The sequence below is a fragment of the Cellulosimicrobium sp. CUA-896 genome (assembly GCF_001942335.1).
GTDB lineage: Bacteria > Actinomycetota > Actinomycetes > Actinomycetales > Cellulomonadaceae > Cellulosimicrobium.
Genome location: NZ_MKKH01000037.1, coordinates 1 through 25,103 on the forward strand (window position 1 = coordinate 1; position 25,103 = coordinate 25,103).

Annotated in this window: 27 protein-coding genes, 1 rRNA gene and 2 pseudogenes; 19 read left to right on the plus strand and 11 right to left on the minus strand. The window is 75.4% G+C overall.

The genetic code is table 11. The annotated features are described in order from the left end of the window. From BJF88_RS12345 to BJF88_RS12370, 7 genes and pseudogenes are all read left to right on the plus strand, one after another. Positions 1-379: pseudogene (locus tag BJF88_RS12345) on the plus strand (4-hydroxybenzoate polyprenyltransferase); the annotation flags it as partial. A gap of 7 nt (positions 380-386) precedes the next feature. Beyond that, positions 387-1,298 (plus strand): sugar phosphate isomerase/epimerase, encoded by a 912-nt coding sequence (locus BJF88_RS20015; RefSeq protein WP_255371996.1) that lies wholly within the window; start codon positions 387-389, stop codon positions 1,296-1,298. After that, complete coding sequence (locus BJF88_RS20020) at positions 1,295-2,008, plus strand: EboA domain-containing protein (RefSeq protein WP_075829024.1); 714 nt, start codon at positions 1,295-1,297, stop codon at positions 2,006-2,008. Before BJF88_RS20015 ends, BJF88_RS20020 begins: the two co-directional genes overlap by 4 nt. After that, a complete protein-coding gene (locus tag BJF88_RS12360) occupies positions 2,008-2,886 on the plus strand; it encodes a TatD family hydrolase (protein WP_075829025.1) in 879 nt (292 codons plus the stop codon). Before BJF88_RS20020 ends, BJF88_RS12360 begins: the two co-directional genes overlap by 1 nt. A gap of 45 nt (positions 2,887-2,931) precedes the next feature. After that, a complete protein-coding gene (locus BJF88_RS22205; protein WP_255371997.1) occupies positions 2,932-3,159 on the plus strand; it encodes a hypothetical protein in 228 nt (75 codons plus the stop codon). Then, on the plus strand, positions 3,060-4,097 hold the full coding sequence (eboE, locus tag BJF88_RS12365; RefSeq protein ID WP_255371998.1) for a metabolite traffic protein EboE: 1,038 nt from the start codon (positions 3,060-3,062) through the stop codon (positions 4,095-4,097). The genes BJF88_RS22205 and eboE overlap by 100 nt, the downstream gene beginning before the upstream one ends. Then, complete coding sequence (locus tag BJF88_RS12370; RefSeq protein ID WP_075829026.1) at positions 4,094-5,512, plus strand: alkaline phosphatase family protein; 1,419 nt, start codon at positions 4,094-4,096, stop codon at positions 5,510-5,512. The genes eboE and BJF88_RS12370 overlap by 4 nt, the downstream gene beginning before the upstream one ends. Positions 5,513-5,562: 50 nt before the next feature. Here the strand turns inward: BJF88_RS12370 and BJF88_RS12375 are convergent, their stop codons facing one another. Continuing rightward, positions 5,563-6,738 (minus strand): S9 family peptidase, encoded by a 1,176-nt coding sequence (locus BJF88_RS12375; protein WP_255371999.1) that lies wholly within the window; start codon positions 6,736-6,738, stop codon positions 5,563-5,565. A 236-nt stretch (positions 6,739-6,974) separates the two neighbouring features. On the opposite strand from BJF88_RS12375, the gene BJF88_RS12380 reads away from it, so the two are divergent. Further along, positions 6,975-7,451, plus strand: coding sequence for a hypothetical protein (locus tag BJF88_RS12380; protein ID WP_075829028.1), 477 nt, complete (start codon positions 6,975-6,977; stop codon positions 7,449-7,451). Between the two features lie 235 nt (positions 7,452-7,686). Here BJF88_RS12380 and BJF88_RS12385 read toward each other — a convergent pair whose 3' ends face one another. From BJF88_RS12385 to BJF88_RS19660, 4 genes are read right to left on the minus strand one after another with little or no spacing between them, the layout of a single operon-like run. Beyond that, positions 7,687-9,183 (minus strand): S8 family serine peptidase, encoded by a 1,497-nt coding sequence (locus tag BJF88_RS12385; protein ID WP_075829029.1) that lies wholly within the window; start codon positions 9,181-9,183, stop codon positions 7,687-7,689. Continuing rightward, entirely contained in the window at positions 9,180-9,374 is a 195-nt protein-coding gene (locus BJF88_RS12390) for a hypothetical protein (protein WP_075829030.1), read from the minus strand. Before BJF88_RS12390 ends, BJF88_RS12385 begins: the two co-directional genes overlap by 4 nt. Next, the gene (locus BJF88_RS12395) at positions 9,371-10,225 is read right to left on the minus strand and encodes a S8 family serine peptidase (RefSeq protein ID WP_075829031.1); all 855 of its coding nucleotides are present in this window, start codon (positions 10,223-10,225) and stop codon (positions 9,371-9,373) included. Before BJF88_RS12395 ends, BJF88_RS12390 begins: the two co-directional genes overlap by 4 nt. Continuing rightward, complete coding sequence (locus BJF88_RS19660) at positions 10,162-10,527, minus strand: hypothetical protein (protein ID WP_075829032.1); 366 nt, start codon at positions 10,525-10,527, stop codon at positions 10,162-10,164. Before BJF88_RS19660 ends, BJF88_RS12395 begins: the two co-directional genes overlap by 64 nt. A 235-nt stretch (positions 10,528-10,762) precedes the next feature. On the opposite strand from BJF88_RS19660, the gene BJF88_RS12405 reads away from it, so the two are divergent. Further along, complete coding sequence (locus tag BJF88_RS12405; protein ID WP_075829033.1) at positions 10,763-11,206, plus strand: OsmC family peroxiredoxin; 444 nt, start codon at positions 10,763-10,765, stop codon at positions 11,204-11,206. A gap of 114 nt (positions 11,207-11,320) precedes the next feature. Here BJF88_RS12405 and BJF88_RS12410 read toward each other — a convergent pair whose 3' ends face one another. The 3 genes from BJF88_RS12410 to BJF88_RS12420 all read right to left on the minus strand — a co-directional run bounded on the left by BJF88_RS12410 (position 11,321) and on the right by BJF88_RS12420 (position 13,086). Next, entirely contained in the window at positions 11,321-12,361 is a 1,041-nt protein-coding gene (locus BJF88_RS12410) for an NAD-dependent epimerase/dehydratase family protein (protein ID WP_075829034.1), read from the minus strand. Positions 12,362-12,406: 45 nt separating this feature from the next. Continuing rightward, positions 12,407-12,649: a hypothetical protein gene (locus BJF88_RS12415; protein WP_139316053.1), complete on the minus strand. Its 243-nt coding sequence runs from the start codon at positions 12,647-12,649 to the stop codon at positions 12,407-12,409. A gap of 188 nt (positions 12,650-12,837) precedes the next feature. Further along, positions 12,838-13,086 (minus strand): helix-turn-helix domain-containing protein, encoded by a 249-nt coding sequence (locus BJF88_RS12420; protein ID WP_075829036.1) that lies wholly within the window; start codon positions 13,084-13,086, stop codon positions 12,838-12,840. A gap of 102 nt (positions 13,087-13,188) precedes the next feature. Between BJF88_RS12420 and BJF88_RS12425 the strand changes: the two genes are divergently transcribed. The 5 genes and pseudogenes from BJF88_RS12425 to BJF88_RS23665 all read left to right on the plus strand — a co-directional run bounded on the left by BJF88_RS12425 (position 13,189) and on the right by BJF88_RS23665 (position 20,638). Further along, positions 13,189-13,938, plus strand: a complete 750-nt coding sequence (locus tag BJF88_RS12425) for a hypothetical protein (protein WP_075829037.1) — start codon at positions 13,189-13,191, stop codon at positions 13,936-13,938. Next, positions 13,935-16,061 carry a YhgE/Pip domain-containing protein gene (locus BJF88_RS12430; protein WP_075829038.1) on the plus strand — a complete coding sequence of 709 codons (2,127 nt, stop codon included), beginning with the start codon at positions 13,935-13,937 and terminating at the stop codon, positions 16,059-16,061. The genes BJF88_RS12425 and BJF88_RS12430 overlap by 4 nt, the downstream gene beginning before the upstream one ends. An 80-nt stretch (positions 16,062-16,141) precedes the next feature. Beyond that, positions 16,142-16,378 (plus strand): DUF3072 domain-containing protein, encoded by a 237-nt coding sequence (locus BJF88_RS12435; RefSeq protein WP_075829039.1) that lies wholly within the window; start codon positions 16,142-16,144, stop codon positions 16,376-16,378. A 157-nt stretch (positions 16,379-16,535) separates the two neighbouring features. After that, a pseudogene (locus tag BJF88_RS12440) lies at positions 16,536-19,511 on the plus strand (FAD-binding and (Fe-S)-binding domain-containing protein). Then, on the plus strand, positions 19,508-20,638 hold the full coding sequence (locus BJF88_RS23665; protein ID WP_369824594.1) for a nitroreductase family protein: 1,131 nt from the start codon (positions 19,508-19,510) through the stop codon (positions 20,636-20,638). Before BJF88_RS12440 ends, BJF88_RS23665 begins: the two are co-directional and overlap by 4 nt. On the opposite strand, the gene BJF88_RS22210 is transcribed toward BJF88_RS23665, so the two are convergent. Genes BJF88_RS22210 through cofD form a run of 3 tightly spaced genes read right to left on the minus strand, consistent with a single transcriptional unit; the run spans position 20,639 to position 22,411 of the window. Beyond that, positions 20,639-21,106 (minus strand): hypothetical protein, encoded by a 468-nt coding sequence (locus BJF88_RS22210; protein ID WP_255372000.1) that lies wholly within the window; start codon positions 21,104-21,106, stop codon positions 20,639-20,641. Next, complete coding sequence (locus BJF88_RS22215) at positions 21,103-21,474, minus strand: hypothetical protein (protein WP_255372001.1); 372 nt, start codon at positions 21,472-21,474, stop codon at positions 21,103-21,105. The genes BJF88_RS22210 and BJF88_RS22215 overlap by 4 nt, the downstream gene beginning before the upstream one ends. Beyond that, positions 21,467-22,411: a 2-phospho-L-lactate transferase gene (gene cofD / locus BJF88_RS12455; RefSeq protein ID WP_075829040.1), complete on the minus strand. Its 945-nt coding sequence runs from the start codon at positions 22,409-22,411 to the stop codon at positions 21,467-21,469. The genes BJF88_RS22215 and cofD overlap by 8 nt, the downstream gene beginning before the upstream one ends. Positions 22,412-22,539: 128 nt before the next feature. On the opposite strand from cofD, the gene BJF88_RS12460 reads away from it, so the two are divergent. The 5 genes from BJF88_RS12460 to BJF88_RS12480 all read left to right on the plus strand — a co-directional run. Continuing rightward, the gene (locus tag BJF88_RS12460; protein ID WP_075829041.1) at positions 22,540-22,860 is read left to right on the plus strand and encodes an MTH1187 family thiamine-binding protein; all 321 of its coding nucleotides are present in this window, start codon (positions 22,540-22,542) and stop codon (positions 22,858-22,860) included. Positions 22,861-22,953: 93 nt separating this feature from the next. Further along, positions 22,954-23,319 (plus strand): hypothetical protein, encoded by a 366-nt coding sequence (locus BJF88_RS12465; RefSeq protein WP_075829042.1) that lies wholly within the window; start codon positions 22,954-22,956, stop codon positions 23,317-23,319. Continuing rightward, positions 23,310-23,609 (plus strand): hypothetical protein, encoded by a 300-nt coding sequence (locus BJF88_RS12470; protein WP_075829043.1) that lies wholly within the window; start codon positions 23,310-23,312, stop codon positions 23,607-23,609. The genes BJF88_RS12465 and BJF88_RS12470 overlap by 10 nt, the downstream gene beginning before the upstream one ends. 17 nt (positions 23,610-23,626) lie before the next feature. Further along, positions 23,627-24,400: a hypothetical protein gene (locus BJF88_RS20520; RefSeq protein ID WP_222844003.1), complete on the plus strand. Its 774-nt coding sequence runs from the start codon at positions 23,627-23,629 to the stop codon at positions 24,398-24,400. A gap of 599 nt (positions 24,401-24,999) precedes the next feature. Further along, positions 25,000-25,103: ribosomal RNA gene (locus tag BJF88_RS12480) — 16S ribosomal RNA — on the plus strand; the annotation flags it as partial.

Consider the following 25,103-nt stretch of genomic DNA (forward strand, 5'->3'; position numbering starts at 1 on the left):
GCGTCGGTGCGGCGGCACGCTCGCGGCGCCGGCACGTCGTCGCGGGCGCGCTCCGGGCGACCGGCACCGGGCGGCGGGCCCTGGACGTCGTCGTCCGACGTGCGCGATCGTCGTCGCCGTCGTCGCGCGGGTCGCGGCGGTCGCGGCCGCCGCGGCGTACGTCGCGACGTGCCTGCCGCGCCAGGCGGAGACGGCGGTCGCTCCCTCCGCGCGCAACGCCCGCACGGCGACGGGCGCCGGCATCCGGGCGATGGTGCCGCTGCAGGCCGCGTGGGCCGCGCGCGGCGGGAGCCTCGTGTCGACGGCCGCGCTCGCGGGCGTCGAGGTGGCCGGGCGCCTGCTGCGGCGCGCGGGCCGGCGCCCGGGCCGGTCGAGATGAGCGAGACGTGAGCGCCCCCGCCGACGACGCACGGCGCGAGCCGCTGCCCTTCGCGCTCGGGTACGGCACCAACGGGTTCACCGACCACCCGCTCGACGTCACGCTCGACGTGCTCGACCACGAGGGCTACGGCGCCGTCGCGCTCACGCTCGGGTTCCCGCACCTCGACCCGTTCGCGCCCGGCTGGGCGGACGACGTCGACGCGCTGCGTGCGCGTCTCGCGGGTCTGCGCGGCGGCGCCGGGATGCGCGTCGTCGTCGAGACCGGCACGCGGTTCCTCCTCGACCCGTACCGCAAGCACCGGCCGACGCTCGTCGACGCCGAGGCGGACGTCCGGATGCGCTTCCTCGAGCGCGCCGTCGAGATCGCGGCCGCCCTCGACGCCGAGTGCGTCTCGTTCTTCTCGGGCGTGCTGCCCGACGACGCGACGCCCGCGGACGGGTGGGCGCGCCTGCGCGACCGCCTGCCCGCGCTCGTCGAGCACGCGCGCGCCCGCGGCGTCCGCCTCTCGCTCGAGCCCGAGCCCGGCATGCTCGTCGAGACGGTGGCCGACGCGCTGCGCCTGCGCGAGGACGTCGGCGACCCGCCCGAGCTCGGCATCACGGTCGACGTGGGCCACTGCCTCGTCGTCGAGCCCGAGGGGGTGGTGGGCGCCCTGCGCGCGGCGGCGCCGTACCTCGCGAACGTCCAGCTCGACGACATGCCGCCGACCCACCACGAGCACCGGCCCTTCGGGGAGGGCGACATCGACCTGCCGCTCGTGCTCGCGACGCTCGCCGACGTCGGCTACGCGGGGGTCGCCGCCGTCGAGCTCCCGCGCCACTCCTTCGACGCACCCGGCCTCGCCCGCCGCAGCATGACGGCGCTGCGGGCCGCGTGGGCCGACGCCGCCACGCAGCACGACCAGGAGGTGTCATGACCGAGGACCTGACCGGCGCGGCCGCGAACGGCGGCGCACGCTGGCTCGCCGAGCAGCTCGTCGCCGTCACGCAGGACCCCGCGGCCGCCGACCGCGCGTTCGCGCTCGCGGGGCGGAAGGTGGGCCGCTCGGCGCGCCGCCCGGACGGGGACCCGGCGGGCGTCGTGCACGGCACCGTGGACGACGCCGCGCGCGCGTCGCTCGTCGTCGCGCTCGCGGACGCCCTGGGCCCGGCCGGCGGTGCGGCGCTCGCGGCCCGGCTCGCCGACCTGTACCAGCACGGCGACACGGCCGAGCGGCGTGGCGTGCTGCGCGGCCTCGACGCCCTCGCCGCGCGCGGCGACCTCGCCCCGGAGGTGGTGGCCGTGGGGACCGACCTCGCGGCCGACGCGCTGCGGACCAACGACCAGAGCCTCGTGGCCGCGGCCGTCGGCCCGTTCGCCGCGGCGCACCTCGACCCGCACGCGTGGCGGCACGCCGTGCTCAAGCTCGTCTTCATGGGGGTGAGCCTCGACGCCGTCGCCGGCCTGGGGGACCGCACCGACGACGAGCTCGCCCGCATGGCGCGCGACTTCGCCGCCGAGCGCCGCGCCGCGGGCCGCGTCGTCCCCGACGACGTCGCGCGCCTCGCCCCCGACGTCGAGACCGGCCCGGCCCGGCCCGACCACACCACCCCCGGTCCGACGTCCAGCACCGGAAGGAGCGCCTGATGCGCATCTTCGACCCGCACATCCACATGACGAGCCGCACGACGGACGACTACGAGGCCCTGTACGCGGCCGGCGTGCGCGCGCTCGTCGAACCGGCGTTCTGGCTCGGCCAGCCGCGGACGAACGTCGGCTCGTTCCTCGACTACTTCGACTCCCTCCTCGGCTGGGAGCGGTTCCGAGCGGCCCAGTTCGGCATCCGCCACCACGCGACCATCGCGCTCAACCCGAAGGAGGCGAACGACGCGCGCTGCCGCGAGGTGCTCGACGAGATCCCGCGGTACCTGCTCAAGGACGGCGTGGTCGCGGTCGGCGAGGTCGGCTACGACTCGATGACCCCGGAGGAGGACGAGGTCTTCTCGCGCCAGCTCCAGATGGCCCTCGACGCCGAGCTGCCCGTGCTCGTGCACACCCCGCACCGCGACAAGCTCGCCGGCACGCGGCGGACCCTCGACGTCGTGCGCGAGTCGGGCGTCCCGTCCGCGCACGTGCTCGTCGACCACCTCAACGAGACGAACGTCGCGCTCGTGCTCGAGGCGGGGGCGTGGGCCGGGTTCTCGATCTACCCGGACACGAAGATGGACGAGGACCGCATGGTCGCGATCCTGCAGGAGCACGGCACCGAGCGGATGATCGTCAACTCGGCCGCGGACTGGGGCCGCTCCGACCCGCTGAAGACCCTGAAGACCGGGCGCGCGATGCTCGCCGCGGGGTTCTCCGAGGACGACGTCGACCAGGTGCTGTGGCGCAACCCCGTGGCGTTCTACGAGCAGTCGGGCAACCTCGTGCTCGACCCGGTGCCCGGGTTCGTCGAGGGTGACCTGCCCACGCCGGGCGTGGAGTTCGAGGGCTCGTCGGTGCTGCGCGGCGTGCGGGCGTAGTCCCGGCCCCGACCCCCGTCCCGCGACCGCATCGGAGCTTCCACCGTGCTGCTGTCCTACTGCACCAACGTCCACCCCGCCGAGGACCTCGACGGCGTGCTCGACCAGCTCGCGCGCTACGCCGCGCCCGTGCGCGAGGCCGCCGGTCTCGACGTGCTCGCGTCGGGCTGTGGATGCCCGCGGCGCTCGCGCACCGTCTCGCCGGGTCCGCGGCCGACCGCGACCGGCTGCGTGCCGCGCTCGCCGAGCACCGTCTGCAGGTCCACACGCTGAACGCGTTCCCGTACGGCGGGTTCCACGAGGAGGTCGTCAAGCTCGACGTCTACTCGCCGACCTGGGCCGACCCGGAGCGGCTCGCGTACACGCTCGAGTGCGCGGAGGTCCTCGCCGACCTGCTGCCCGACGGCACGGCGGGGTCGATCTCGACGCTGCCCCTGGCGTGGCGCGAGCCGTGGACCGACGCCGACGACGCCGCGGCGACGCGCGCGTTCGCCAGGCTCTCCGCGGGACTGCGCGAGATCGCGCGCCGGACGGGCCGGGTCGTGCGCGTCGCGGTCGAGCCCGAGCCGGGCTGCGTCCTCGACACCGTCGAGGACGTCGTGGCGTGGCTCGCGGAGCGCACGCGCCCCGACCTGCCGGACGACCGGCGCGTCGACCCCGAGCACGTGGGCGTGTGCCTCGACACGTGCCACCTCGCCGTGTCCTTCGCCGACCCGGCGGGCGCGGTGCGGCGCATCACGGACGCGGGGCTGCGCGTCGTGAAGGTGCAGGCGTCCGCCGCGCTGCACGTCGCGGACCCGTCGGACCCGGCGGCGCGCGAGGCCGTCGGTCGGTTCTCGGAGAAGCGCTACATCCACCAGGTGCGCGAGCAGGCGCCCGACGGCACCGTGCGCGCCGCCGACGACCTGCCGGACGCGCTCGGCGGCACCCTTCCCGCGGCGGGCCCGTGGCGCGTGCACTTCCACGTGCCCCTGCACCACGAGCCGCAGGCGCCGCTCGCGGCGACCACCGACGTCCTGCGCACCGCCGTCGCGGCCGTGGACGCGGCCCCGCACGGCCACGCCGCGCACCTCGACGTCGAGACCTACACGTGGTCCGTGCTCCCCGAGGGGGCCGCGACCGACTCGCTCGTCGCCGGCATCGCGGCCGAGCTGCGGTGGGCGGACGCGCACCTGCTGCCCGACGCCACCACCACCAGGAGGACCGCATGAAGCCCGTGCTGCTGCTCGACGTCGTCGGGCTCACGTCGACCGCCCTCGCGCACATGCCGCGACTGCGCCAGCTCGCCGCCGGGGGCTGGCAGTCCGAGCTGCGCACCGTGCTGCCCGCGGTGACGTGCTCGGTGCAGTCCACGATGCTCACCGGCCTGAGCCCGGCCGAGCACGGCATCGTCGGCAACGGCTGGTACTTCCGGGGCCTCGGCGACGTCTACCTGTGGCGCCAGCACAACCGCCTCGTGGAGGGGGAGAAGCTCTGGGAGGCGGCGCGCGGCGCGCGGCAGGGGTACCGCGCGGCGAACGTCTGCTGGTGGTACGCGATGGGCATGACGACGGACGTCACCGTCACGCCGCGACCGATCTACCACGCCGACGGCCGCAAGTCGCCGGACGCGTACGTGCGCCCGCCGGCGCTGCACGACGACCTCGTCGAGCGGTTCGGCGAGTTCCCGCTCTTCACCTACTGGGGCCCGACGGCGTCCATCGCGTCGTCGCGCTGGATCGTCGACGCGACGCGGCACGTCATGCGCACGCACGCGCCCGACCTGACGATGACGTACGTCCCGCACCTCGACTACGACCTGCAGCGGTTCGGCCCCGACGACCCGCGGTCGCACGCCGCCGCGGCCGAGCTCGACGCGACGCTCGCCCCGCTGCTCGACGACTGCGCGAACCAGGGCGTCACCGTGCTCGTCGTCTCGGAGTACGGCATCGCCGACGTCGACCGACCGGTCCACCTCAACCGCATCCTGCGGCGCGAGGGGCTGCTCGAGGTCTACGTCCAGGACGGCAAGGAGCAGCTCGACCCGTGGACGTCGCGCGCGTTCGCCGTCGCCGACCACCAGGTCGCCCACGTCTACCTCGGCGACCCGCAGGACACGGCGCTGCAGCGGCGCGTCGCGGACCTGCTTCGGGCCGTGCCCGGCGTCGACGAGGTGCTCGACCGGGAGGCGCAGGCACGGTACGGGCTCGACCACGAGCGGTCCGGCGAGCTCGTCGTCGTCGCCGAGCCGGGCGCGTGGTTCACGTACTACTTCTGGCTCGACGACGCCCGGGCGCCCGAGTACGCGCGCGGCGTCGACATCCACCGCAAGCCGGGCTACGACCCGGCCGAGCTGTTCTTCGACCCGGCCGACCCGCTCGCCAAGGCCAAGGCCGGCATGAACCTCGTGAGGAAGAAGCTCGGTCTGCGGTACGCGATGAGCACCGTCCCGCTCGACGCGTCGTACGTGAGCGGGAGCCACGGCCGCCTGCCCGACTCGTCCGCCGACACCCCGCTCGTGCTGTGCTCCGACGCGGACGTCCCGGCGTCGGTGGCGTCGCTCGTCGAGGCCGACGACGGCCAGGTGCCGGCCGCGGCGATCAAGGGGCTGGTGCTCGAGCTGCAGGGGCTCGGCGCGCGGGTCTGACGCGTCCGCCGCCGCGCGGTCGTCCGGGACGGCCGCGCGGCGGCAGGCTCCTACGGCGCGGGAGCGAGCCGCCCGTCGAGCCAGTCGAACACGCGCTGGTCCGTGAGCGTCCGGGCGAGCGGCTGGCAGTGGAGGCTCGCGCCCTCGGCGGCGGTGAACCGCACGAGCGTCGTCACGTCGGGGGCGAGCGCCGCGAGGCGCTCGGACTGCCCCGGCCAGAACTGCTCGCCCTCCGGGTCGGTGACGAGCAGCGGTGTGGTGATGCGCCCGGCGACGTCGGTGGCGTCGTACCGGCGCACCGCGCGGACCGTGGCGGCGTAGCCGCCGGCGCCGTAGGGCCGGGCGCGGAACCGCCACGTGCGGGCCGTCGTCCGTGACAGCCGCATCCCGAGCTCCATGTCGCGGTCGAACGCGTGGTCGTCGCCCTTGTCGAGGACCTTCAGGAGGCTCGCGGGGACCTCCTTCTCCCACGACGCCGCCACGTCGACCACGCCGGGGTCGAGGACGGCGGCAGCCGGCCGGTGCTCGAACGCGAGGGCGCGCGCGACCCAGTACCCGGCCTGGCTGATGCCGTAGACCGCGACGCGGTCGGGGTCGACCTCGGGCCGCTCGAGGACGGCGTCGAGCACCGGCGTGAGCACGGCCTCGAAGTCGGGGCGGAACGACGTGCCGCGCTCGAACAGCATCGACTGCTGGCCGGGCCCGTCGAACACGAGCGCGTGGTAGCCGCGGGCGAGCGCCCCGGAGACGCACGCCCGCCACATCGCCGGCAGGGAGCCGTCGGAGCCGTTGACGCCGACGAGCGTCGGGCGCGCGGGACCGGGGTCGTCGCCGGGCGTCGCCGTGGTGGGTGCGTGGAAGAACCAGCCGGGCAGCGTGGTCCCCTCGTAGGGGATCGCCATCGTGTCGACGTCGACGTCGACCAGCTCGGTCCAGCGGTCCCACGCCGCGCGGTGCTTGCGGAACGTGGGCAGCAGGTCGTCGTCGGACTCCAGGGCGGCCACGGCGTTCACCGCGACGCCGTAGTACGTCGCGGCCCGTAGGGCCGCGGACGCGGCGCTGACGGCGTGGCCACCGGCCTCCGCCTCCTTGCCCTGGGCGGCGACACGGTCGCCGAGGGCGTCCCACGCGGCGAACCATCCGTCGTGGTCGGAGTCCTTGACGCCGGCGACGGCGGCGAGGACCTCGCCGACGTCGGACGCGCCGCTGGGCGCGGCGCCCAGCACTCCGCGGATCTCGTAGTCCAGGTCGTGCTCGCCGGCGAAGCGGCGGTGAACGGGTCGTGACGTGCCATGTCGGTCCCCTTCTCGTCGCGCGCGTCCTGCCTGAGGAACGGCCGAGGGCCGCCACCCCGGGGGGTGACGGCCCTCGGTCCGTCGTGCGAGGAGTCAGCTCACGAGCAGCTGAGCGCCTCGTGCTCGGCCCGGTACGTCGTGGTGCGTCCGCGCCGTCGACCTGTGCCGTGGCCTCGACCGTGACGGTCCCGGCCTCCACGCCGTCCGCCCGCACGGCGAACGCGTGGTACGCGTTGCGGCCGTCCGCGACGTCGGTGAAGTCGCGGTCGCCGTACGGCGTCGTGACCGCGAGGTCCGTCGTCGTGCCGGACTCGTTGAGCACCCGGACCGCGACGTACGCCGAGCCCGCGAGGCAGCGGGGCTGGGCGGTGACGGTCACGTCGACCACCGCGTCGGACGTCGTGACGTCCACGGTCTGCCAGCGCTTCGTCGGCGTCGCGTTGTGCAGGTGGAGCAGCAGGAGCGTCCCGCTGCCCTCCTGCGCGGCGGCCTCGGACCGGTGCACGGTCACCGGGGCGTCGTCCGCGCCCGCGAACAGCAGCTGGTCCGAGCCCTCGAACCAGTACGCCGGGTCGAACGGGTCGCCCGTGAACGTCTCCGTCGCGTCGACGAGCTGGTCGGCGGCCGAGGAGTACGGCGAGTAGGTCCGCACCTGGAACGTGGGCTCCGTGCCCTCCTCGATCCCGAGCGAGCCGATGCCCACCGGGATGACGACGACGTTGTTGTCGAACACCGAGGTGTCGACGTCGCCCCAGAGCGAGTTCACCGGCTGCAGGTCGATGTTCTCGCCCGCCTTCCACTCGGTGCCGTCCGGCGCCGTCCAGTCCTTGAGGGTGAAGGTCGCCGCGAGGGTCACGTCGGTCTCGGCGTTGTACTTGATCACCGCGACCTCGAAGTCCGACGACCCGTCGGAGTCGACGTCCACCTCCACGGCGGGCATCGACACCGAGCCGAGGCTCGCCCACGGGCCGTCCACGGCGACGCCGATGCCGATCGTGCCCGCGGCGGGGTCCTCGCCGGCGGCCGCGCGCTGCGGCGCGTCGAGGAGAACCCGACGGCGCGTACGTCCGCCGACGCGATGGCCGACGCCGACGTGCCGACCGAGGCGTCCGCCTCGAGCCGCGGGCTCGTCGCCTTGAGCTCGAACGGCGCGAGCAGCGAGAGCCACCCGCCCGAGGCGACGCCGCGGCCGTCGAGGTCGAGCGCGGCCGTGCCGGCCTCGCCCCCGAACGTCACGGGCTTCGCGGTGAGGTCGCTGACCAGGCGCGGTGACGCCTGCACGGGGACGCGGAGCTCCGAGCCGCCGTCGGCCGGCGTGAGGACGACGCGGCCGCTGAGCGACGACACGCGGTCGCGCGGCACGCCGACGCCGGAGTCCTCGGACGACGTCGGGTCGAGCTCCTTGGCGAGCGTCTCCGGGTCGGCGGTGAGCGTGACGGTGACGACCGTCTGCTGCCCGGCCGGGACGGTCACCTCGGCGGGAGCGACCGAGATCGTCGCCCCGCCCGCCGTGCTCGACGACGTGAAGCCGGTCGCGTACGTGACGGGTGCGTCGCCGGTGTTGCGCACGGTCACCGTGTCCCGCAGCGTCACCGTCTCCGCGCCGACGTCGACGACGCCGAAGCCGAGCGCGACGCCGTCGGAGTCCTGCGACGCGTACGCGAGGGTCGTGTTCTCCACCGCCTGCAGCGCGTCGACGCGCCCGGACCCGACACGCTCCGGGCCGTAGGCGACCCCGGTGCGCGACGGCCCGGTGAACACGTCGTGCGTCGCCGTGTTCATGACCGACGTCTTGAGCTCCTGCGGGCCCCACCCGGGCTGGGCCTGCTTGACGAGCGCGGCGATGCCCGCGACGTGCGGCGTCGCCATCGAGGTGCCCGACTTGATGCCGGCCGCGTCGAGACGGCCGGAGGCCGCGGACGCGATGCCGGTGCCCGGCGCCGCGACGTCGGGCTTGACCACGCCCAGCGAGCCGTGCACGCCGCGCGAGGAGCCGGCGTTGAGCGTGTCGCCGATCTCGGGGATCTCGACGAACTCGGCGAGCGCGTACGACGGACCGATCGTCATGACGACCGTGCCGGCCTCGATCGCCGGGCGCAGCGCCTCGTGGCTCGGGCCCGTGAGCTGCGCACCGGGGATGGCCGCGTTGCCGGCGATCCCGGCGACGAACGACGACAGCCCGGACGACAGCAGCACGCCCACGGCGCCGGCGTCCTCGGCGTTGTCGAAGCGCGCGGTGCTGCCGCACTCGCGCGTCGCGTCGACGTCGTCCCAGTACAGGAACGCGATCTTGCCCTCGACGGCCGCGGACTGCTCGGGCGTGAACGCCTCGCAGCCGCTGAAGTCGTCGGCGACGAACGCGACCGGGGCGGTCACGTCTTCGCGCCCGCGTAGTTCACCGAGTTCTGCGCCGGGTACGTCCCGGCGAGCTCCGCCGGCCCGGTGACCTCGACCGCGTCGAACGTCTGCGTGTCGCCGACGGAGTTGGCCACGGTCAGCGCGGTGCGCGCGTTGCCCGGCGAGCCGCCGACGTCGGTCACGTCGCCCGCGTTGCCGGACGCGATCACCGAGAGCGTGCCGAGCGCGAGAGCTGGTCGATGAAGAGGTTCTCCGGGTCGTCGGCGGGGCTGCCGTCCGAGCCGAGGGAGAGGTTGACGATGTCGAGGCGGTCGGACAGGTCGCCGTCCTGGTCCGGGTCCGCGGCCCACTCGAGCGCGTCCACGACGACGCCGGTCGACCCGCCGAGGTCGCCGAACACCTTGAGCGCGTACAGGCCCGCCTCCGGTGCCGAGCCCGGGCCGACCTTCCAGTCGGCGACGTCGGAGACCGCGGCGTAGTCGCCGCGGAACGTCCCGCCGTCGGCCGTGACGCCGTAGCCGGCGACGGTGCCGGCGACGTGGGACCCGTGGCCCGAGCCGATCGTGTCGAGCGAGTCGATGGGGTTCTCGTCGGGGGACGGGACAAGGGTCGTGCCCTCGACCGTGCCCGAGGCGTCGTAGTCGTACCCGGCGAAGTCGTGGCCGCCGAGGTACTTGAGCTCGTCGAACGTGCCCTCGGGCACGGGGCCGGCGCCGCGCTCGCCGTAGGCCTGGTCGTAGGCCTCCTGCGTGCCCGGGCCGCCGAAGTCCGCGTGCGTGTAGTCGAGGCCCGTGTCGATCACGCCGATGCGCACGCCCTCGCCGGTGAGGCCGGTGCTCTCCCACGTCTCGACGGCGCGGGTGAACGTGTCGGTGCCCTTGTTCGCCGGCTTCTTCGGGATGATGCGGTAGACCTTGACGACCGCGTCGTCGCGGGCGAGGTCGCGCACCCGGTCGGCGTCGCCCGTGACGACGACGCCGGCGACGAGCGTGCTCGTCACCGACACCTGCTGCGGGCTGCGGGCCCCCGCGCTGCGCGCCGTCGCCTGCTGCGGGACCACGTCGTCCGCGAGCGTCGCGACGTCGGACGCGTTGTCCTCGACCTCCTGCGCGCTGGCGCCTGGGCCGTGAGGTCGACGCCCGAGGGCGCGTCCAGCTCGACGAACGCGGTCACGGTGCCGGCGGCGGCGGCGAGCGAGGGGGCGACCTTGTCGACCGGGTCGAGCGAGGCGCCGTCGCGGACGCTCGTGCTCGGCGGGTCGTCGGGTGCCGGTGCGGCGGCGGCGGGCAGCGCGCCCGCGGCGGCGACCGCGAGGCCCGCGGCAGCCGCCGTCAGGGTCGCGGGCAGAGAACGGTGCTTCATCGACACTCATTTCCCCGGCGGTACCGGATCTGGTGAAGGTGCTGGTCGGTTCCTTCCCTGGGGTCCGGCGAACAGGTCGAACGACGCCCCCGGGGTGAACGGTAACCTCCGGGCCGGGCGGTTGCCCAGGGCCAGCATCGATCCGGGGGCTCCCCCCGGCGACCGCGCGCGGCCCGCGCTACGGTCGGACGAGCCGGGCACGCGCCCGGGGACCCGACGCCGAAGGAGCTCTCGCATGGCTACTCGTACCGCACGCACCGCCTGGAACGGCGGCCTCCAGGACGGCCAGGGCCAGGTCGAGCTGTCGAGCTCGAAGGTCGGCACGTACGACGTCTCGTTCCCGCGCCGCACCGCCGACGACGCCGGCGGCGTCACGAGCCCCGAGGAGCTCATCGCGGCGGCGCACACCTCGTGCTTCGCGATGCAGTTCTCCGGCCTGCTCGGCAAGGCGGGTGCGACGCCGGTCGCGCTCGAGGTCACGGCAGACGTCACCGTCGAGCCGGACCCCGCGGGCGGCCTGCAGATCACGACGATCGCGCTCACGGTGCGCGGCGAGGTCGAGGGCATCGACGAGGCCGGGTTCCAGCAGGCCGCCGAGGAGGCCAAGAAGACCTGCCCCGTCTCGAAGGCGCTCGCGGGCGTGCCCACGGTCACGCTGGACGCGACGCTCGAGAGCTGACGCGCGACTCGCGGACGCCGAGCCCCGGCCCGCCCACCGTTCCAGCCGTCGAGCGGTGGGCAGGCCGGGGCTCGGTGCGTCACCGAGGTGTCAGAGGGAGTGCGTGCGAAGCCGTCAGCGGCGGACGAGCGGCGGGGACGCCGTGCCGGCGCCGTCGCGGATGCCCTGGACGAGCTCGGCGAGCGTGTCCTTCGCGTCGTGCACCGGGGCCCAGCGCAGCAAGGTCCTCGCCATGTCCGTGTCGAGCACGGGCACACGCATCGCCATGTCGAGCCAGCCCTCGCCGACGGGGACGAGCCGTGCGCGCCACCCGGCGGCGACCGCCGCGCGCGCCGTCCCGTAGGGCACGGTCCGCAGCGAGCCGTCCGCCACGACGTCCGCGACGTCCTGGGCGGTGAGCACCGTCGGGTGGGCGACGTTGAACGGGCCGGGGTGGCGCCCGACGACGATCCGCACGTACGCGTCCGCCAGGTCGTCGGCGTGCACCACCTGCAGCCGCAGACCCTCGGGGAGCGGGACGACGGGCAGCGGCGCGCGGCGCACGACCGGCGTGCCGAACGGGCCGAGGAAGTACCGCGTGATCTCCGAGGCGGCGTCGCGCTGGAACACGAGCGCGGAGCGCACGCGCGAGACCACGAGCCCCGTCTCGCGGTCGGCCGTGTCGAGCAGCGACTCGACGGCCGCCTTGTCCTCGGCGTACGACGACCCGGGCACGCCGTCCGCGGGCCACGCCTCGGACACCGGCTCGTCGCGGCGCGGACCGTAGGGCGCGGGGGAGTACGCCCCCACGGAGGACGCGACGACGAGGTGCTGCACGCCCGCGCGCAGCGCGGCCTCGACCACGCGCCGCGTCCCCTCGACGTTGACGCGGCGCAGGTAGGCGCGCCGGTGGCTCGGCTGGATCGCCCACGCGAGGTGGACCACGACGTCGGCCCCGGAGAAGGCGGCGTCGAGCCGCTCGTCCACGTCGTCCGCGGCGACGTCCGCGTACCGCCACGTCACCTGGTCGTGCGGGAAGCGCACGGTGCTCGACCCGTCGGCGCGCGGCACCCGGCGTGCGACGCCCACGACCGAGGTCACGGTCGGCTCCTCGGCGAGCCGGCGCAGCACGGCCGTCCCGACGTTCCCGCTCGCTCCGACGACCACCACGCGCATGTGCTGCCTCCCGTTCGTCCTGCGGTCCTGCGACCGGCACCGACGCTAGTCCCCTCCGCGCGCGTTCGCGCGGGCGATGGCGGCCACGGCGCTGCTCGCGGGCTCGGGCAGCTCCGGCACGAGCACCACGGCGCTCGCGAGCAGCAGGCGCTGGAGCTCGTCGCGCGCGAGGTCGCTGCCGCCGAGCCAGGCGGCGGTGACGTTCTCGACGAGCGCGACGAACCCGCCGGCGACGAGCTGGAGCCGTGACGACGGCGTGCCGACGGCGGCCGCCGTGGACGCCGTCACGCGCGCCACCAGGCCGGTGCGGACCGCGGCGAGGGCGGCCTGGGTCGCCTCGTCGCCGCCGAGGGTCCCGCGCCACAGGTCCAGCCAGACACGGCGACGCGTCTCGACGGTGTCGAGGAACGCCCCGACGGCGAGGACGGGCCGTTCGCCGGCGGCGCGGTCGGCGACGATCGCGCGCTCGAGCTCCGCTACCGCCTCGAGCGCGACGGCGCGCCGCAGCCCGCGGTCGAGCCGAAGTAGTGGAAGACGAGCGCCTTCGACGCCCCCGCCCGTGCCGCGACGCCGGCGGGCGCGAGCCCGTCGAGACCGTGGTCGTCGGCCTCGCGCGACGCGGCGTCGAGCAGCTCGCGGCGGCGGTCGGCCGGTTCGCGGCGTGTGCGGGGACGGGGGGCGCGCTGGCGGGACGAGGCGGGGGGCGGGGTGCGGGACGGAGCCACGCTGCTGTTCTACGCGCCTGTTGACCGTCAGTCAACACCGGGCGTAGCGTTGTTGACCAACAGTCAACAACGCCCGTCCGACGGGCGCGGAAGGGTGGGCCCGTGGAGATCGCGCTGCACGACGTCCGGGTGGACGGCCGTCGCGACCCCCTGCTCGAGACCGTCGACCTGACCTGGTCGACCGGGGAGTGCGTCCTCGTCGCGGGAGAGCCCGGGCACGGGCACACCGCGCTCGCGCTGGTCGCCACCGGGCGCCTCGCACCGAGCGCGGGGGAGGTGCGCCTCGTGCGCGGCGACCGTCCCGCGGCCGAGCCCGGCTCCGGCCTCGCGCCGGACCCCGGCACGGCCTCCGGGCACGCGACCCTTCTCCGCGAGGTCACCGCCGTCGTCGACGTGCCGGGGGTCAGCGACCCCGACGACGCGCTGACGCTCGCGGACGTCGTCGCGGAGGGCCTCGTGCTCGCCGGTCGCCGGGCGCTCCCGGGCGACGTCACGCGCTGGCTCGCGGCCCACTCGCTCGTCGCGGACCGCGGGCGCCGGGTCGACCAGCTGCCCGGCGTCGTGCGCACCGCGGTGCTCGCGGCGCTCGCAGCCGAGCGCGAGGGGATGCGGTTCCTCGTCCTCACGCTGCCGGACCGCCACGGGGGCGAGGCGGCCGGTTGGTGGGAGGTGGCGCGCACGCTCGCGGCCTCGGGGCTCGGCGTGCTCGTGCAGTGCACGCGCAGCTCGGCGCGCGAGCTGGGCGCCGACCTGCCGCCCGCCCGCGGGCTCCACGCGCCGCCGGTCGTCGCGCTGCGCGTCCCGGCGCCGTCGGGCGACCGCGTCGCCGTGCCCGCGGGGGAGGGCCGATGACCGCCGTCCGCCTCGGCCTGTCCGAGCTGCGCCGCCTCGCGGCCGGCACCCTGCCGCGCCTCGCGATCCTCGCGATGGCGCTGATCCCGACGCTGTACGCCGGCCTGTACCTGTTCGCGAACCACGACCCGTACGGGCGGCTCGACGAGGTCCCGGCCGCAATCGTCGTCCTCGACGAGGGCACGACGACGACCGACGCCGCGACGGGCGCGACCGAGCGGCGCGAGCTCGGCCGGGACGTCGCCGACGAGCTCCTGGACGACGGCGGCTTCGGCTGGGTCGAGACGTCCCAGCCCGACGCCGAGCGCGGCGTGCGCTCGGGGCGCTACGACGCCGCGCTCGTCGTCGGCCCGACGTTCTCCGCCGACCTGGCGTCCGTGACCGAGCTCGAGCCCCGGCAGGCCAGCCTCACCCTCGTCACGAACGACGCGAACAACTACCTCGCACGGACGATCGCCGACCAGATCGTGGGCCGGGTGCGCGACTCGATCGCGTCCCAGGTCGGCACGGAGGCCGCCGACACGTTCCTGCGCGGGTTCGCGTCGATCCACACGAACCTCGCCGACGCCGTGGACGGTGCGGGCCAGGTGCTCGACGGCGCGGCGCGTCTGCGCGACGGCGTCACGGCGGCCGACGACGGCGCGCACGCCCTCGCCGACGGCGCGGCGCAGGCGGCCGGCGGTGCCACGACGCTGCGCGACGGGGTCGGGCCGCTCGCCGACGGCGTGGCCGCGCTCGACGACGGAGCCGCGCGACTCGCGGCCGGTCTCGACACGGCGCGCGACGGCACCGAGACGCTGCCCGAGCAGACGCGGCGGCTCGCCGACGGCGCCGCCGAGGTCGCGGACGGCACCGCTCTCGTCGCGCAGCACGGCCAGGAGGCGGCGGCCGCCGCCGAACAGGTGCTGCCGGAGCTCGACGCCGTGCGCGGCGACGTCGACGCGGCGCTCGCCGACCGGCTCTCCGGCCTCGTCCAGGAGGGCGTGCTCACCACCGAGCAGGCCGACGCGCTCGCCGCGGACGTCCGGGAGCGGGTCGCCCCGGCGCTCGACGCCCGGCGCGGGGAGCTCCAGGACGCCGTCGACCAGGTGGAGGACGCCTCCGCGGAGCTCGACCGTCTCGCCGAGGGGTCGCGCCAGGTCGCGGACGGCGCGGACGAGCTCGCGGACGCGACGCCGTCGCTCACCGCCGGGATCGCGTCCGCCGCCGACGGCGCGGACGGGCTCGCCGACGGCGCGGCGCGGCTCGCCGCGGCGACACCCGCGCTCGTCGACGGCGCGGACCGGCTCGCCGACGGCACCACCCGCGTGTCCGATGGCGCCGCGGACCTCGCGGAGGGCGCGGAGCGGCTGCGCGACGGCTCGGGCGACCTCGTGGACGGCGTCACGCGGCTGCGCGACGGCCTTGCCGACGGCCTGGGCGAGGTGCCGGACGTCGACGAGCGGACCCGGCAGGACGCCGCGGGGACGATCGGCGACCCCGTCTCCGTGCGCGACGAGTCGCTCGCCTCGGCCGGCACGTACGGCGGCGGCCTCGCACCGTTCTTCCTCTCCCTCGCGACGTGGATCGGGGCGTACGTGCTCTTCCTCCTCGTCCGCCCGCTGTCGACGCGTGCCCTCGCCGCCGGTCGGCCCGGCGTGGCGACGGCGCTCGGGGGATGGCTCACGCCCGCCGCGCTCGGAGCCGCGCAGGTGCTCGCGATGCTCGCCGTGACGACGTTCGCGCTCGACATCGCCCCGGCCCACGGGATCGGCACCGCGCTGTTCCTCGTGCTCGTCTCGGCGACCTTCGTCGCGATCCTCCAGGCGCTCAACGTGTGGCTGGGCGCGGTCGGGCAGTTCCTCGGCCTCGTGCTCATGCTGGTCCAGCTCGTCACCGCGGGCGGCACGTTCCCCTGGCAGACGATCCCCGAGCCGCTGCGCGCGCTGCATCGGTTCCTGCCGATGTCGTACTCCGTCGAGGGGCTGCGCCAGCTGCTGTACGGCGGGAGCACCTCCACGGTCGTGCGCGACGTCGCCGTGCTCGCCGGGGTGCTCGCGGTGGCCCTCACGCTGACGTCGCTCGCCGCACGCCGCCGGCGTGTGTGGAGCGTGACGCGGCTGCAGCCCGAGCTCGTGCTCTGACCGCGGCAGCGGCCGGGCGACGAAGGGCGGCCGTCGGCGGCCCGACGTAGCGTGACGGGACGCGACACGAGGAGGAGTGCATGAGCACCGAGCAGACCGGCTCGTCCGACGGCCAGGAGGCCGGGACCGTCAAGGACCCGCAGGACTGGACGACGGGCGACGAGCCCGCGACCGGAGCGCAGCTGAGCTACCTGCAGACGCTCGCGCGCGAGGCGGGCCGTGAGGTCCCGCAGGGCCTGACCAAGGCCGACGCCTCGCGCCTCATCGACGAGCTCCAGGGCAGCAGCCCGCGGGTCGAGGGCGAGCCCGGGGCCTGACGCGCGGCCCGCCCGGGGCGCGTCCGGCGGCACGGCCCGGACGCCTCGGCGAGGGCGCAGGAGCGGGTGCGACAATCGGCCCGTGGCCGCAGACACCGACACCTCGACACCCGACGTGCGACCGCAGGGCGCGTCGTCCGCGTCCCACGCCGCCGCGGTGCGGGAGGCGCGCGAGGCCGCCGACGCCGCGCGGACGGCGCTCGCGGAGGCCCTGCGGACCGTGACGCGCGGCGCGGTGGACGCCTCCACGCGCCGTCGTGCCGAGTACTCCACGGACGCCTCGAACTACCGCGTGGTGCCCGAGGTCGTCGTGTACCCCCGGGACACCGAGGACGCGGTCGCCGCCCTCGACGTGATCCGCGAGCTCGAGGTGCCGATCACCGCGCGCGGCGCCGGGACGTCCGTGGCCGGGAACTCCGTGGGGCCGGGCGTCGTGCTCGACTTCGCGCAGCACGTGAACCGCGTCGTGAGCGTGGACCCCGAGGCCCGGACGGCCGTCGTGGAGCCGGGCGTGGTCATGTCCGCCCTGCAGCAGGCGGCCGCCCCGCACGGGCTCCGCTTCGGTCCGGACCCCTCGACCCAGAACCGCGCGACCCTCGGCGGCATGATCGGCAACAACGCGTGCGGACCGCACGCCGTCGCGTACGGCCGCACCGCGGACAACGTGCTCGCGCTCGACGTCGTCGACGGCACCGGCCGGCGCTTCGTGGCGGGCGCGGGCGACCCGACGTTCGCCGCGGTGCCGGGCCTCGCCGAGCTGGTCCGGGAGAACCTCGCGCTCCTCCGCACCGAGTTCGGGCGCTTCGGGCGCCAGGTCTCCGGGTACTCGCTCGAGCACCTGCTCCCGGAGAACGGCTCGGACCTCGCGAAGGCGCTCGTGGGCACCGAGGGCACGCTCGTCACGATCCTGGGCGCGGAGGTGCGGCTCGTGCCCGTGCCGTCGAAGCCGACGCTCGTCGTGCTCGGCTACCCGGACATGCCGTCGGCCGCCGACGACGTACCGACGTTCCTCGGGCTGAACCCGCTCGCGGTGGAGGGGCTCGACGCCCGCCTGGTCGACGTCGTGCGGCGCGCGAAGGGCGACGCCTCGGTGCCGCCGCTGCCGCCGGGCGCGGGCTGGCTCATGGTCGAGGTCGGCGGGGCGACGCCCGAGGAGGCGACGGCGAACGCCGAGGCGATCGTCGCGGCGTCCGGCAGCGAGTCCACGCTGATCCTGCCCGCCGGCCCCGAGGCGACGAAGATGTGGCAGATCCGGGCGGACGGCGCTGGCCTTGCCGGGCGGACGCGTCGGGCGAGCAGGCGTGGCCGGGCTGGGAGGACTCCGCGGTCCCGCCGGAGAGGCTGGGCGACTACCTGCGGGACCTCGATGCGCTCATGGCGCGCTACGGCGTCGACGGGCTGCCGTACGGGCACTTCGGCGACGGGTGCGTGCACCTGCGCATCGACCTGCCGCTCGAGTCGTCCGGGTCTGTGCTGCGCGCCTTCATGCTCGAGGCGGCTGACCTCGTCGCCCAGCACGGCGGCTCGCTGTCCGGCGAGCACGGCGACGGGCGAGCCCGGTCCGAGCTGCTGCCGGTCATGTACAGCGCCGAGGCGATCGCGCTCATGGAGCGGTTCAAGGCCCTGTTCGACCCGGCGGACGTCATGAACCCGGGCGTCGTCGTGCGTCCGCGCGCGGTCGACGACGACCTGCGCCGCCCGCACGCGCACCCGGCGCTGTCCCGCGTCGACGCGCCCGCCGCGTCCGGGGCGCCCGCGGGGACGGCCCCGGCGAAGATCTCGCGCATCTCGCGCCGCGCCGGCTACCAGGGGTTCTCGTTCGCGCACGACCACGGCGACATCACGCAGGCGGTGCACCGCTGCGTCGGCGTGGGCAAGTGCCGGGCGGACACGAGCGCCGCCGGCGGGTTCATGTGCCCGTCGTACCAGGCGACGAAGGACGAGAAGGACGTCACGCGCGGACGCGCCCGCGTCCTGCAGGAGGCGGTCAACGGGACGCTCGTCGCGGTCTCACGGCGCCGAGGTGCACGAGTCGCTCGACCTGTGCCTGTCGTGCAAGGCGTGCTCGAGCGACTGCCCCGCGGGCGCGACATGGCGCAGTACAAGTCCGAGGTGCTGCACCGGACGTACCGCGGGCGCTGCGGCCCGTCGACCACTACTCGCTCGGCTGGCTGCCGGTGTGGGCCCGCCTCGCGACCGGCATGCCGCGGTTCGTCAACCGGCTGCTCGGCATCCGTCCCCTCGCCAAGGCGGTGCTGTGGGCGGGCGGCATGGACACCCGGCGCGACGTGCCGCGGTTCGCCGAGGTGCCGTTCCGCACGTGGTGGCGGCGCGGGGGCGCGACGCAGGGCGTCCCGGGGCTCGCCGTCGGGCAGCGGCCGGGCCGCCCCGCGCGCAGCGAGCGGCCGAAGGTCGTGCTGTGGACCGACTCGTTCAGCGACACCCTCTCGCCGACGGTGCCGCAGGCCGCGGTGAAGGTCCTCACCGCCGCGGGGTACGACGTCGTCGTGCCCGAGCAGGACGTGTGCTGCGGGCTGACGTGGATCAGCACCGGGCAGCTCGACGGCGCACGCCGCCGGCTCGAGAAGCTGCTGACGGTGCTCGGCCCGTACGCCGTGAACGGCATCCCGATCATGGGGCTCGAGCCGTCGTGCACCGGGGTGCTGCGCTCCGACCTCGTCGACCTCTTCCCGGACGACCCGCGCGCCCAGGCGGTCTCGCGCGCGACGCGCACGCTCGCCGAGCTGCTCACGTCGGTGGACACCGCTCCCGGGACCGGTTCCGGGTGGCGCCTGCCCGACCTGTCGGACGTGACCGCCGTCGTGCAGCCGCACTGCCACCAGCACTCCGTCATGGGCTTCGCGGCCGACGAGCGCCTGCTGCGCGCCGCCGGCGCGGACATCGAGGTGCTCGCCGGCTGCTGCGGCCTCGCGGGAAACTTCGGCATGCAGAAGGGCCACTACGAGACGTCGGTCGCGGTCGCGGAGAACGCGCTGCTGCCCGCGCTGCGCGAGGCGACGAGGGCACGGTCTACCTCGCCGACGGCTTCTCGTGCCGCACCCAGGCCGACCAGCTCGCGGGGGTGCAGGGCAAGGCTCTCGTCGAGCTGCTCGCCGAGCGCCTCGAGGAGTGAGCGCCGTCGGTCCGGGCCGGGCACCCCTCGACACCGCGGCGGCCGCGGCGCTCGCCGAGCGGTACCTCGCGTTCGTCCGGGCATCGACCGGGACCCGCACGGAGCGTCTGTCGGCGGAGGCGTCCGCCGGCGTCGTCACCGAGATCGCCGAGCGCGTGCTCGGTGACCCCGACCCGTTCCCGGTGCTCGACGCGCTGGTGTCCCTCGCGCACGCGCTCTCGCTCGAGGGCGACGACGAGCTGCTCGGCCGCGTCGGCGCCGGGCCTGTCGAGGACGCGATCGTCGAGCGGACCGACCTGCGCGCTGCCGTCGCCGAGCGGTGCATGCGCAGCGTCCCGGGTTGGCGCGAGGCCGTCCGCGGGGCGTGGGTCGACGCGGACGTGGCCGCGACGCTCTCAGCCCCGCTCGACGGTCTCGTCACCACCCTGGGCGATCGTGACGGGCACGCCGCCCCGAGCGACGGCGCGCGGCCGAAGCCACGGACCACCACCGGTAGTCCTGGCACGATGGCGCGCATGGAGCTCCAGGACGTCGTGCGCCGGCGCCGCATGGTCCGCCGGTTCACGGCGGACCCCGTGGACCCGGCATCGGTCGAGCGCGTGCTGCGCAACGCGGTGCGCGCACCCAGCGCGGGGTTCACGCAGGGCTGGGCGTTCGTCGTGCTGACCGAGCCCGACGACGTCGGGCGCTTCTGGGCCGCGACGACCCCCGCGGACTCCGGTCGCGACATGAGCGCGTGGCTCGAGGGCATGCGCACGGCGCCGGTGCTCGTCGTCGTCCTCACGTCGAAGGACGCCTACCTGCGCCGGTACGCCGAGCAGGACAAGGGCTGGGCCGACCGTGACGAGAACCGCTGGGCGGTCCCGTACTGGCACGTCGACGCCGGCATGGCGTCGCTGCTCATGCTCCAGACGGCCGTCGACGAGGGGCTCGGTGCGTGCTTCTTCGGGGTACGGCCGGGGGAGGTGCCGCGCCTGCGCGACGCGTTCGGCATCCCCGACGAGTACGCGCCGACCGGTGTGGTCGCGCTCGGCCATCCCGGCGACGGCGGTCCGAGCGGTTCCCCGCGCCGCCGGCCACGCAAACCCCTCGACGACGTCGTGCACCGGGGGCGTTGGGGCCGCTGACTACCCGGTGGTGCCGCCGTGCAGCCCCGGCACGTGCCGCCCGACGACGGCCCGCACCTCCGCGGGCAGCTCGCCCCAGTCGTCGACCGTGTCCAGGTCGGTCGCCGTGCCTGGGCGCTGCACGACGACGGCCCGTGCCCCGGCGCGCTCGGCCTCGGCGAGGTGCGCGTCGAGACTGCCGGTCCCGAACCGGAACCGGAACGTCTGCCGAGCACGACCTTCGTGCCGTTCTGACGCGGATGACGACGTCAAGCCCGTGCTCGAGGGCGCGGAGAACGGCGGGTCGAGGAGCAGCAGGTTCGTCCCGGACCGGTGCCGGTCCGTCGCGACGACCACGGATGCGTCCTGCGCGAGCAGCGCCGCCACGTCGTCCGTCGTGAGCGCGGGCAGGTCCGCGTGCGCGACGAGCAGCCGGACGGGCCCGTCCTCCCCGGCGAGCTCGCGACCGAGCTCGACCGCGGGGTTCAACCCGGGACGGTCCGCCGGCTGCAGCGCGATGCGCAGGCGGTCGGCGTCGTCGGTGAGCAGCGGGGGCCCGTCGGCGGTCCCTGCGTCGCGCGGTCCACGACGACGTCGCTCAGCGCACGCCACGCGAACCGCGGGTCCGCCGTCACGACGACGACCCGCTCGACCGTGTCCCCGGCGAGCAGCGTCGTCATGACGTGCCGCGCGAGGACCGCGACGAGACGGCTTCGCGCGTCCGCGTCGAGCACGCTCGCGAGCCGCGACTTCCCGGACGTGCCGTCGCGCAGCGGCACCACGGCGACCACGCGCTCCGCCGGGACCGGGCCGACCGTGTCCGCCGCGCCGTCCACCACGGACCCGGGCTCAGCCACGCGCGGCCGCCAGGATCTCGCCCGCGAGGCGCTCGCGGCCGGCCGCCCCGCCCATGACGGTGTCGGTGACGAGGACCTCCATCCCGAGGCCGGCGACGTCGTCCGCGAGGCGGGCGTCGCGCTCGTCGACCACCATGACGTCGACGAGCCCCGCGTACAGGCGCGCGACGCCGAGCGCGGACACCTCGTGCCCGAGCGTCGCGAGCATCTGCGCGGCGGGTCCCTTGATCGCCCGGCCGCCGACGATCGGGCTCACCGCCACGCGCCGCGCGCGCGTGCCGGCGAGCGACTCGCGCACGCCCGCGACGGCGAGCACCGGCTCGACCGACAGGAACGGGTTCGACGGCGCGACGACCACGACGTCGGCGTCCCGCACCGCCTCGACGACACCGGGTGCCGGGCGCGCGTCCTCGACGCCGTCGTAGACGAGGCCGAGCACGTCGTCCGCGTGGTGCCGTCCGACGAAGTACTCCTGGAACCCGAGACGCCCGGCCGGCGTGTCCACGAGCGTCGCGACCCGGTCGTCGGTGACCGGGAGCACGCGCGGCCGTACGCCGAGGGCGTCGGTGAGCTGTGCCGTCACCGCGGACAGCGGCACCCCGGCGCGCAGGCGGGCCGTGCGGACCACGTGCGTGGCGAGGTCCTTGTCTCCGAGCGTGAACCACGTGTCCTCGCCGAGCCGACCCATCGCCTCGAGGGCCGAGTACGTCTCGCCGACCACGCCCCAGCCGCGCTCCTCGTCGGCGAGACCGGCGAGCGTGTACGTCACGGTGTCGAGGTCCGGCGAGATCGCGAGCCCGTGCAGCTCGACGTCGTCGGCCACGTTGACGACGACCGTGAGGTCCGCCCCCGCGAGGTCCATGCCGTGGGCGAGCCGCGCGCCGCCGACCCCTCCGGCCAGCACGGTCACGGGTCCGGTCGTCGCGCTCGGGGTCACGTCCCGAGCCTACGTGGACCAGCCGTCCCGCCGGCCACCCGACCGGCTCGCGACCGGCTCCCGACCGGCTCCCGACCGGCTCCCGACTCGGCACGGCGGCGGGCGGCGCGGGATGCCACCATGGGCGCATGGCCGTCTTCGCCTTCTCCGTCGCCCCGCTCGGTGCCGGCGAGTCCGTCGCGGACTCCGTCGCCGAGGCCGTCCGCATCGTCCGCGAGTCCGGGCTGCCGAACCGCACCACCTCGATGTTCACCGAGATCGAGGGCGACTGGGACGAGGTCATGCCGGTGATCCGGCGCGCCACGGACGCCGTCGGGGCCGGCGGGCACCGCGTCTCGCTCGTCGTCAAGGCGGACATCCGGCCCGGTCGGACGGGCGAGCTCACGGGCAAGGTCGACCGCGTCGAGGAGCGCCTCGCGGCGGAGGCCGAGGAGACCGGGCACGCCTGACCCGTGCGCACCCGCGCCCCTTGACCACCGCCGTAGGCTGAGCCCGACGTCCCCGAACCGGTCGCGTCACCGCACGCAGCAGGAGATCCCCCGATGCCCCTCTTCGAGGTGGACGCCGAGCGTCCGGTACTCGTCCAGCCGCCGCAGCCGGCGGGCGCCTTCGGGACCGACGCCCAGCGGGTCGTGGACGGGAACCTCGAGGGCCTGCTCGGCGAGCAGATCTTCCCGGTCGCGCACGGCAGCTCGCCCGACGAGCCCCATCTGCTCGCGCTCGACGCCGCGGGCCTGCCCGTCGTCATCGAGGTGTCCGCGGAGCTCACGGAGGCCGCGCTCACGGCGGCGCTCAACCACGCCGGCCGGGCGGGGAGGCTCACGCGCGCGGAGCTCGCCGCCCGCTACACCGGGGGAGCGGCCCGCTTCCAGCAGGCGTCGCCGCCTTCTACGACAACGTGCCCCTGACACGCTCGCAGGCGACCGCCCGCACGACGGGTGCGCGGCTCGTCGTCATCTGCTCGAGCGCGGCGCCCGGCATCGAGGACGCCCTCGACTTCCTGCGCCAGCCGGGGTCGCCGGTCGCCGTGCTGCGGCTGGGCGTCGTGCACGGTGCCGACGGCCGCCGGTTCGTCGACGTGTCCCCGCTCGTCGTGAGCCGCGAGGGGGAGCCCGCCCGGGAGCGCACACCGGTCCGCGCCCGCCGCGCGCGTCCGGCTCGGACTTCGCGGACGGCGTCGCCGTGGGACGAGCCCTGACGGGCAAGTTTCCCGTGGTGACCCAGCACGCCGCACGCTCGCGGGCGGAGCGCCGTCGCGCCGTCGAGCTCGAGGCGCGGACGTCGTCCGGGGCCGGGTCCGCGGACCCGACGGGCCCGCTCGACCTCCTCCCCGCCGCCGGCGGACCGGCGGCTCCGGCGCCGCAGCGCCGCGAGGTCCCGGTGCTCGACGCCGTGCCGCTCGAGGACCTCGTCGCGCCGCGGGCGTCCGAGCGGGGGACCGATCGGCCGGAGGCCTGGCCCGAGCGGCGGTCCGCCGACCACGGCGACGACGCCGTGCCCCGGACCTCGATCCTCACGCGCGAGTCGGTCCGCACGCGGGAGTCCGTCCGCACGCGCGAGTCGATCCTCACGCACGAGTACGCCCAGCAGCACCCGCCGGCGACGGAGCGGTCGTACGACCCGCTGTCCTACCGTCCGCCCGCACCGCGCGAGGACGAGGGGCCGGGTGCGCGAGAGCTTGCGCCCGTGCCCCCGTCGTCCGCCCCCGCACCGCTGGGTCCTGACGACGACCCGGACCTCGTCGCGCTCGCCCGCCGCCTCGCGGGTCCGCGCCGCCTGGTGTGGGCACGTCCGCGTCGGGGGCAGCGCTTCGAGGCCGTGCTCCGGCCGGACGGGTACATCGAGCTGTCCGACGGCGCGCGGTTCCGGCACCCCGACCTCGCCGCGGTCGCGGCGTCGGGCACGGCGACCGCCGACGGGTGGAGCGTGTGGCGCCTCGGCGACGACGGGCCCACCCTCACGGACGTGTTCCGCGAGCTGCACGCCTGACGTCGCCCTGGCCTTCCCCGCGGCACGGGATGCGCCGGCGTGACGCGTGAGCCGCGTCACCGGGGACCAGGTTGACCGGGGTCGACGGACGCCGTAATGTTCTCGAGGTCGCCCGGCAGGGAGGAACAGACACCACGGCGCAGCTCGTACAGAGCAGACGCGAAGTGGCTGGTCCCGCAGGCGAAATCCCCTCACTCAGGAACGGTGCACAGCGCTGCGCCCTGATGCGGGGAGCCACGTGCGGCATTTTCGATTGAATTCACGGTTTCGGCCGGGTTCGGGAGAAAGGTCCGGACCTGGTAGGCTGGAGAACGAAAGCCCCCGGGCAAAGGCCTGACGGCCCGGAGGCGGTGTGTGTCGGTTGTTTGAGAACTCAACAGTGTGCTTGTTAGTCAATGCCAAATTTTTTGTCCTCGTGGGCATGGCTGGCTGGTTGCTCCCGTCAGGGGGTGGTGGTTGGTCGTGCCTGGGGATTCCTTTGGTTGATTTCGGAGAATGATCGTCGGATTGTTTTTCGTGTAGCCAGTTTTGTGAACCTTCGGGTTCGCTTCGTATGGATTGTCTGCTGCCGGCTGTGTGCTGGTGGTGGGCGTTGTTCTTTTACGGAGAGTTTGATCCTGGCTCAGGACGAACGCTGGCGGCGTGCTTAACACATGCAAGTCGAACGATGAAGCCCAGCTTGCTGGGTGGATTAGTGGCGAAC

Bases quoted from the DNA above. Each gene is read 5' to 3' on its own strand.
- BJF88_RS20020 (WP_075829024.1), top strand. From the start codon at position 1,295: ATGACCGAGGACCTGACCGGCGCGGCCGCGAACGGCGGCGCACGCTGG.
- BJF88_RS12360 (WP_075829025.1), top strand. From the start codon at position 2,008: ATGCGCATCTTCGACCCGCACATCCACATGACGAGCCGCACGACGGAC.
- eboE (WP_255371998.1), top strand. From the start codon at position 3,060: ATGCCCGCGGCGCTCGCGCACCGTCTCGCCGGGTCCGCGGCCGACCGC.
- BJF88_RS12370 (WP_075829026.1), top strand. From the start codon at position 4,094: ATGAAGCCCGTGCTGCTGCTCGACGTCGTCGGGCTCACGTCGACCGCC.
- BJF88_RS19660 (WP_075829032.1), bottom strand. From the start codon at position 10,527: ATGAAGCACCGTTCTCTGCCCGCGACCCTGACGGCGGCTGCCGCGGGC.
- BJF88_RS12405 (WP_075829033.1), top strand. From the start codon at position 10,763: ATGGCTACTCGTACCGCACGCACCGCCTGGAACGGCGGCCTCCAGGAC.
- BJF88_RS12410 (WP_075829034.1), bottom strand. From the start codon at position 12,361: ATGCGCGTGGTGGTCGTCGGAGCGAGCGGGAACGTCGGGACGGCCGTG.
- BJF88_RS12430 (WP_075829038.1), top strand. From the start codon at position 13,935: ATGACCGCCGTCCGCCTCGGCCTGTCCGAGCTGCGCCGCCTCGCGGCC.
- BJF88_RS12435 (WP_075829039.1), top strand. From the start codon at position 16,142: ATGAGCACCGAGCAGACCGGCTCGTCCGACGGCCAGGAGGCCGGGACC.
- BJF88_RS12460 (WP_075829041.1), top strand. From the start codon at position 22,540: ATGGCCGTCTTCGCCTTCTCCGTCGCCCCGCTCGGTGCCGGCGAGTCC.
- BJF88_RS12465 (WP_075829042.1), top strand. From the start codon at position 22,954: ATGCCCCTCTTCGAGGTGGACGCCGAGCGTCCGGTACTCGTCCAGCCG.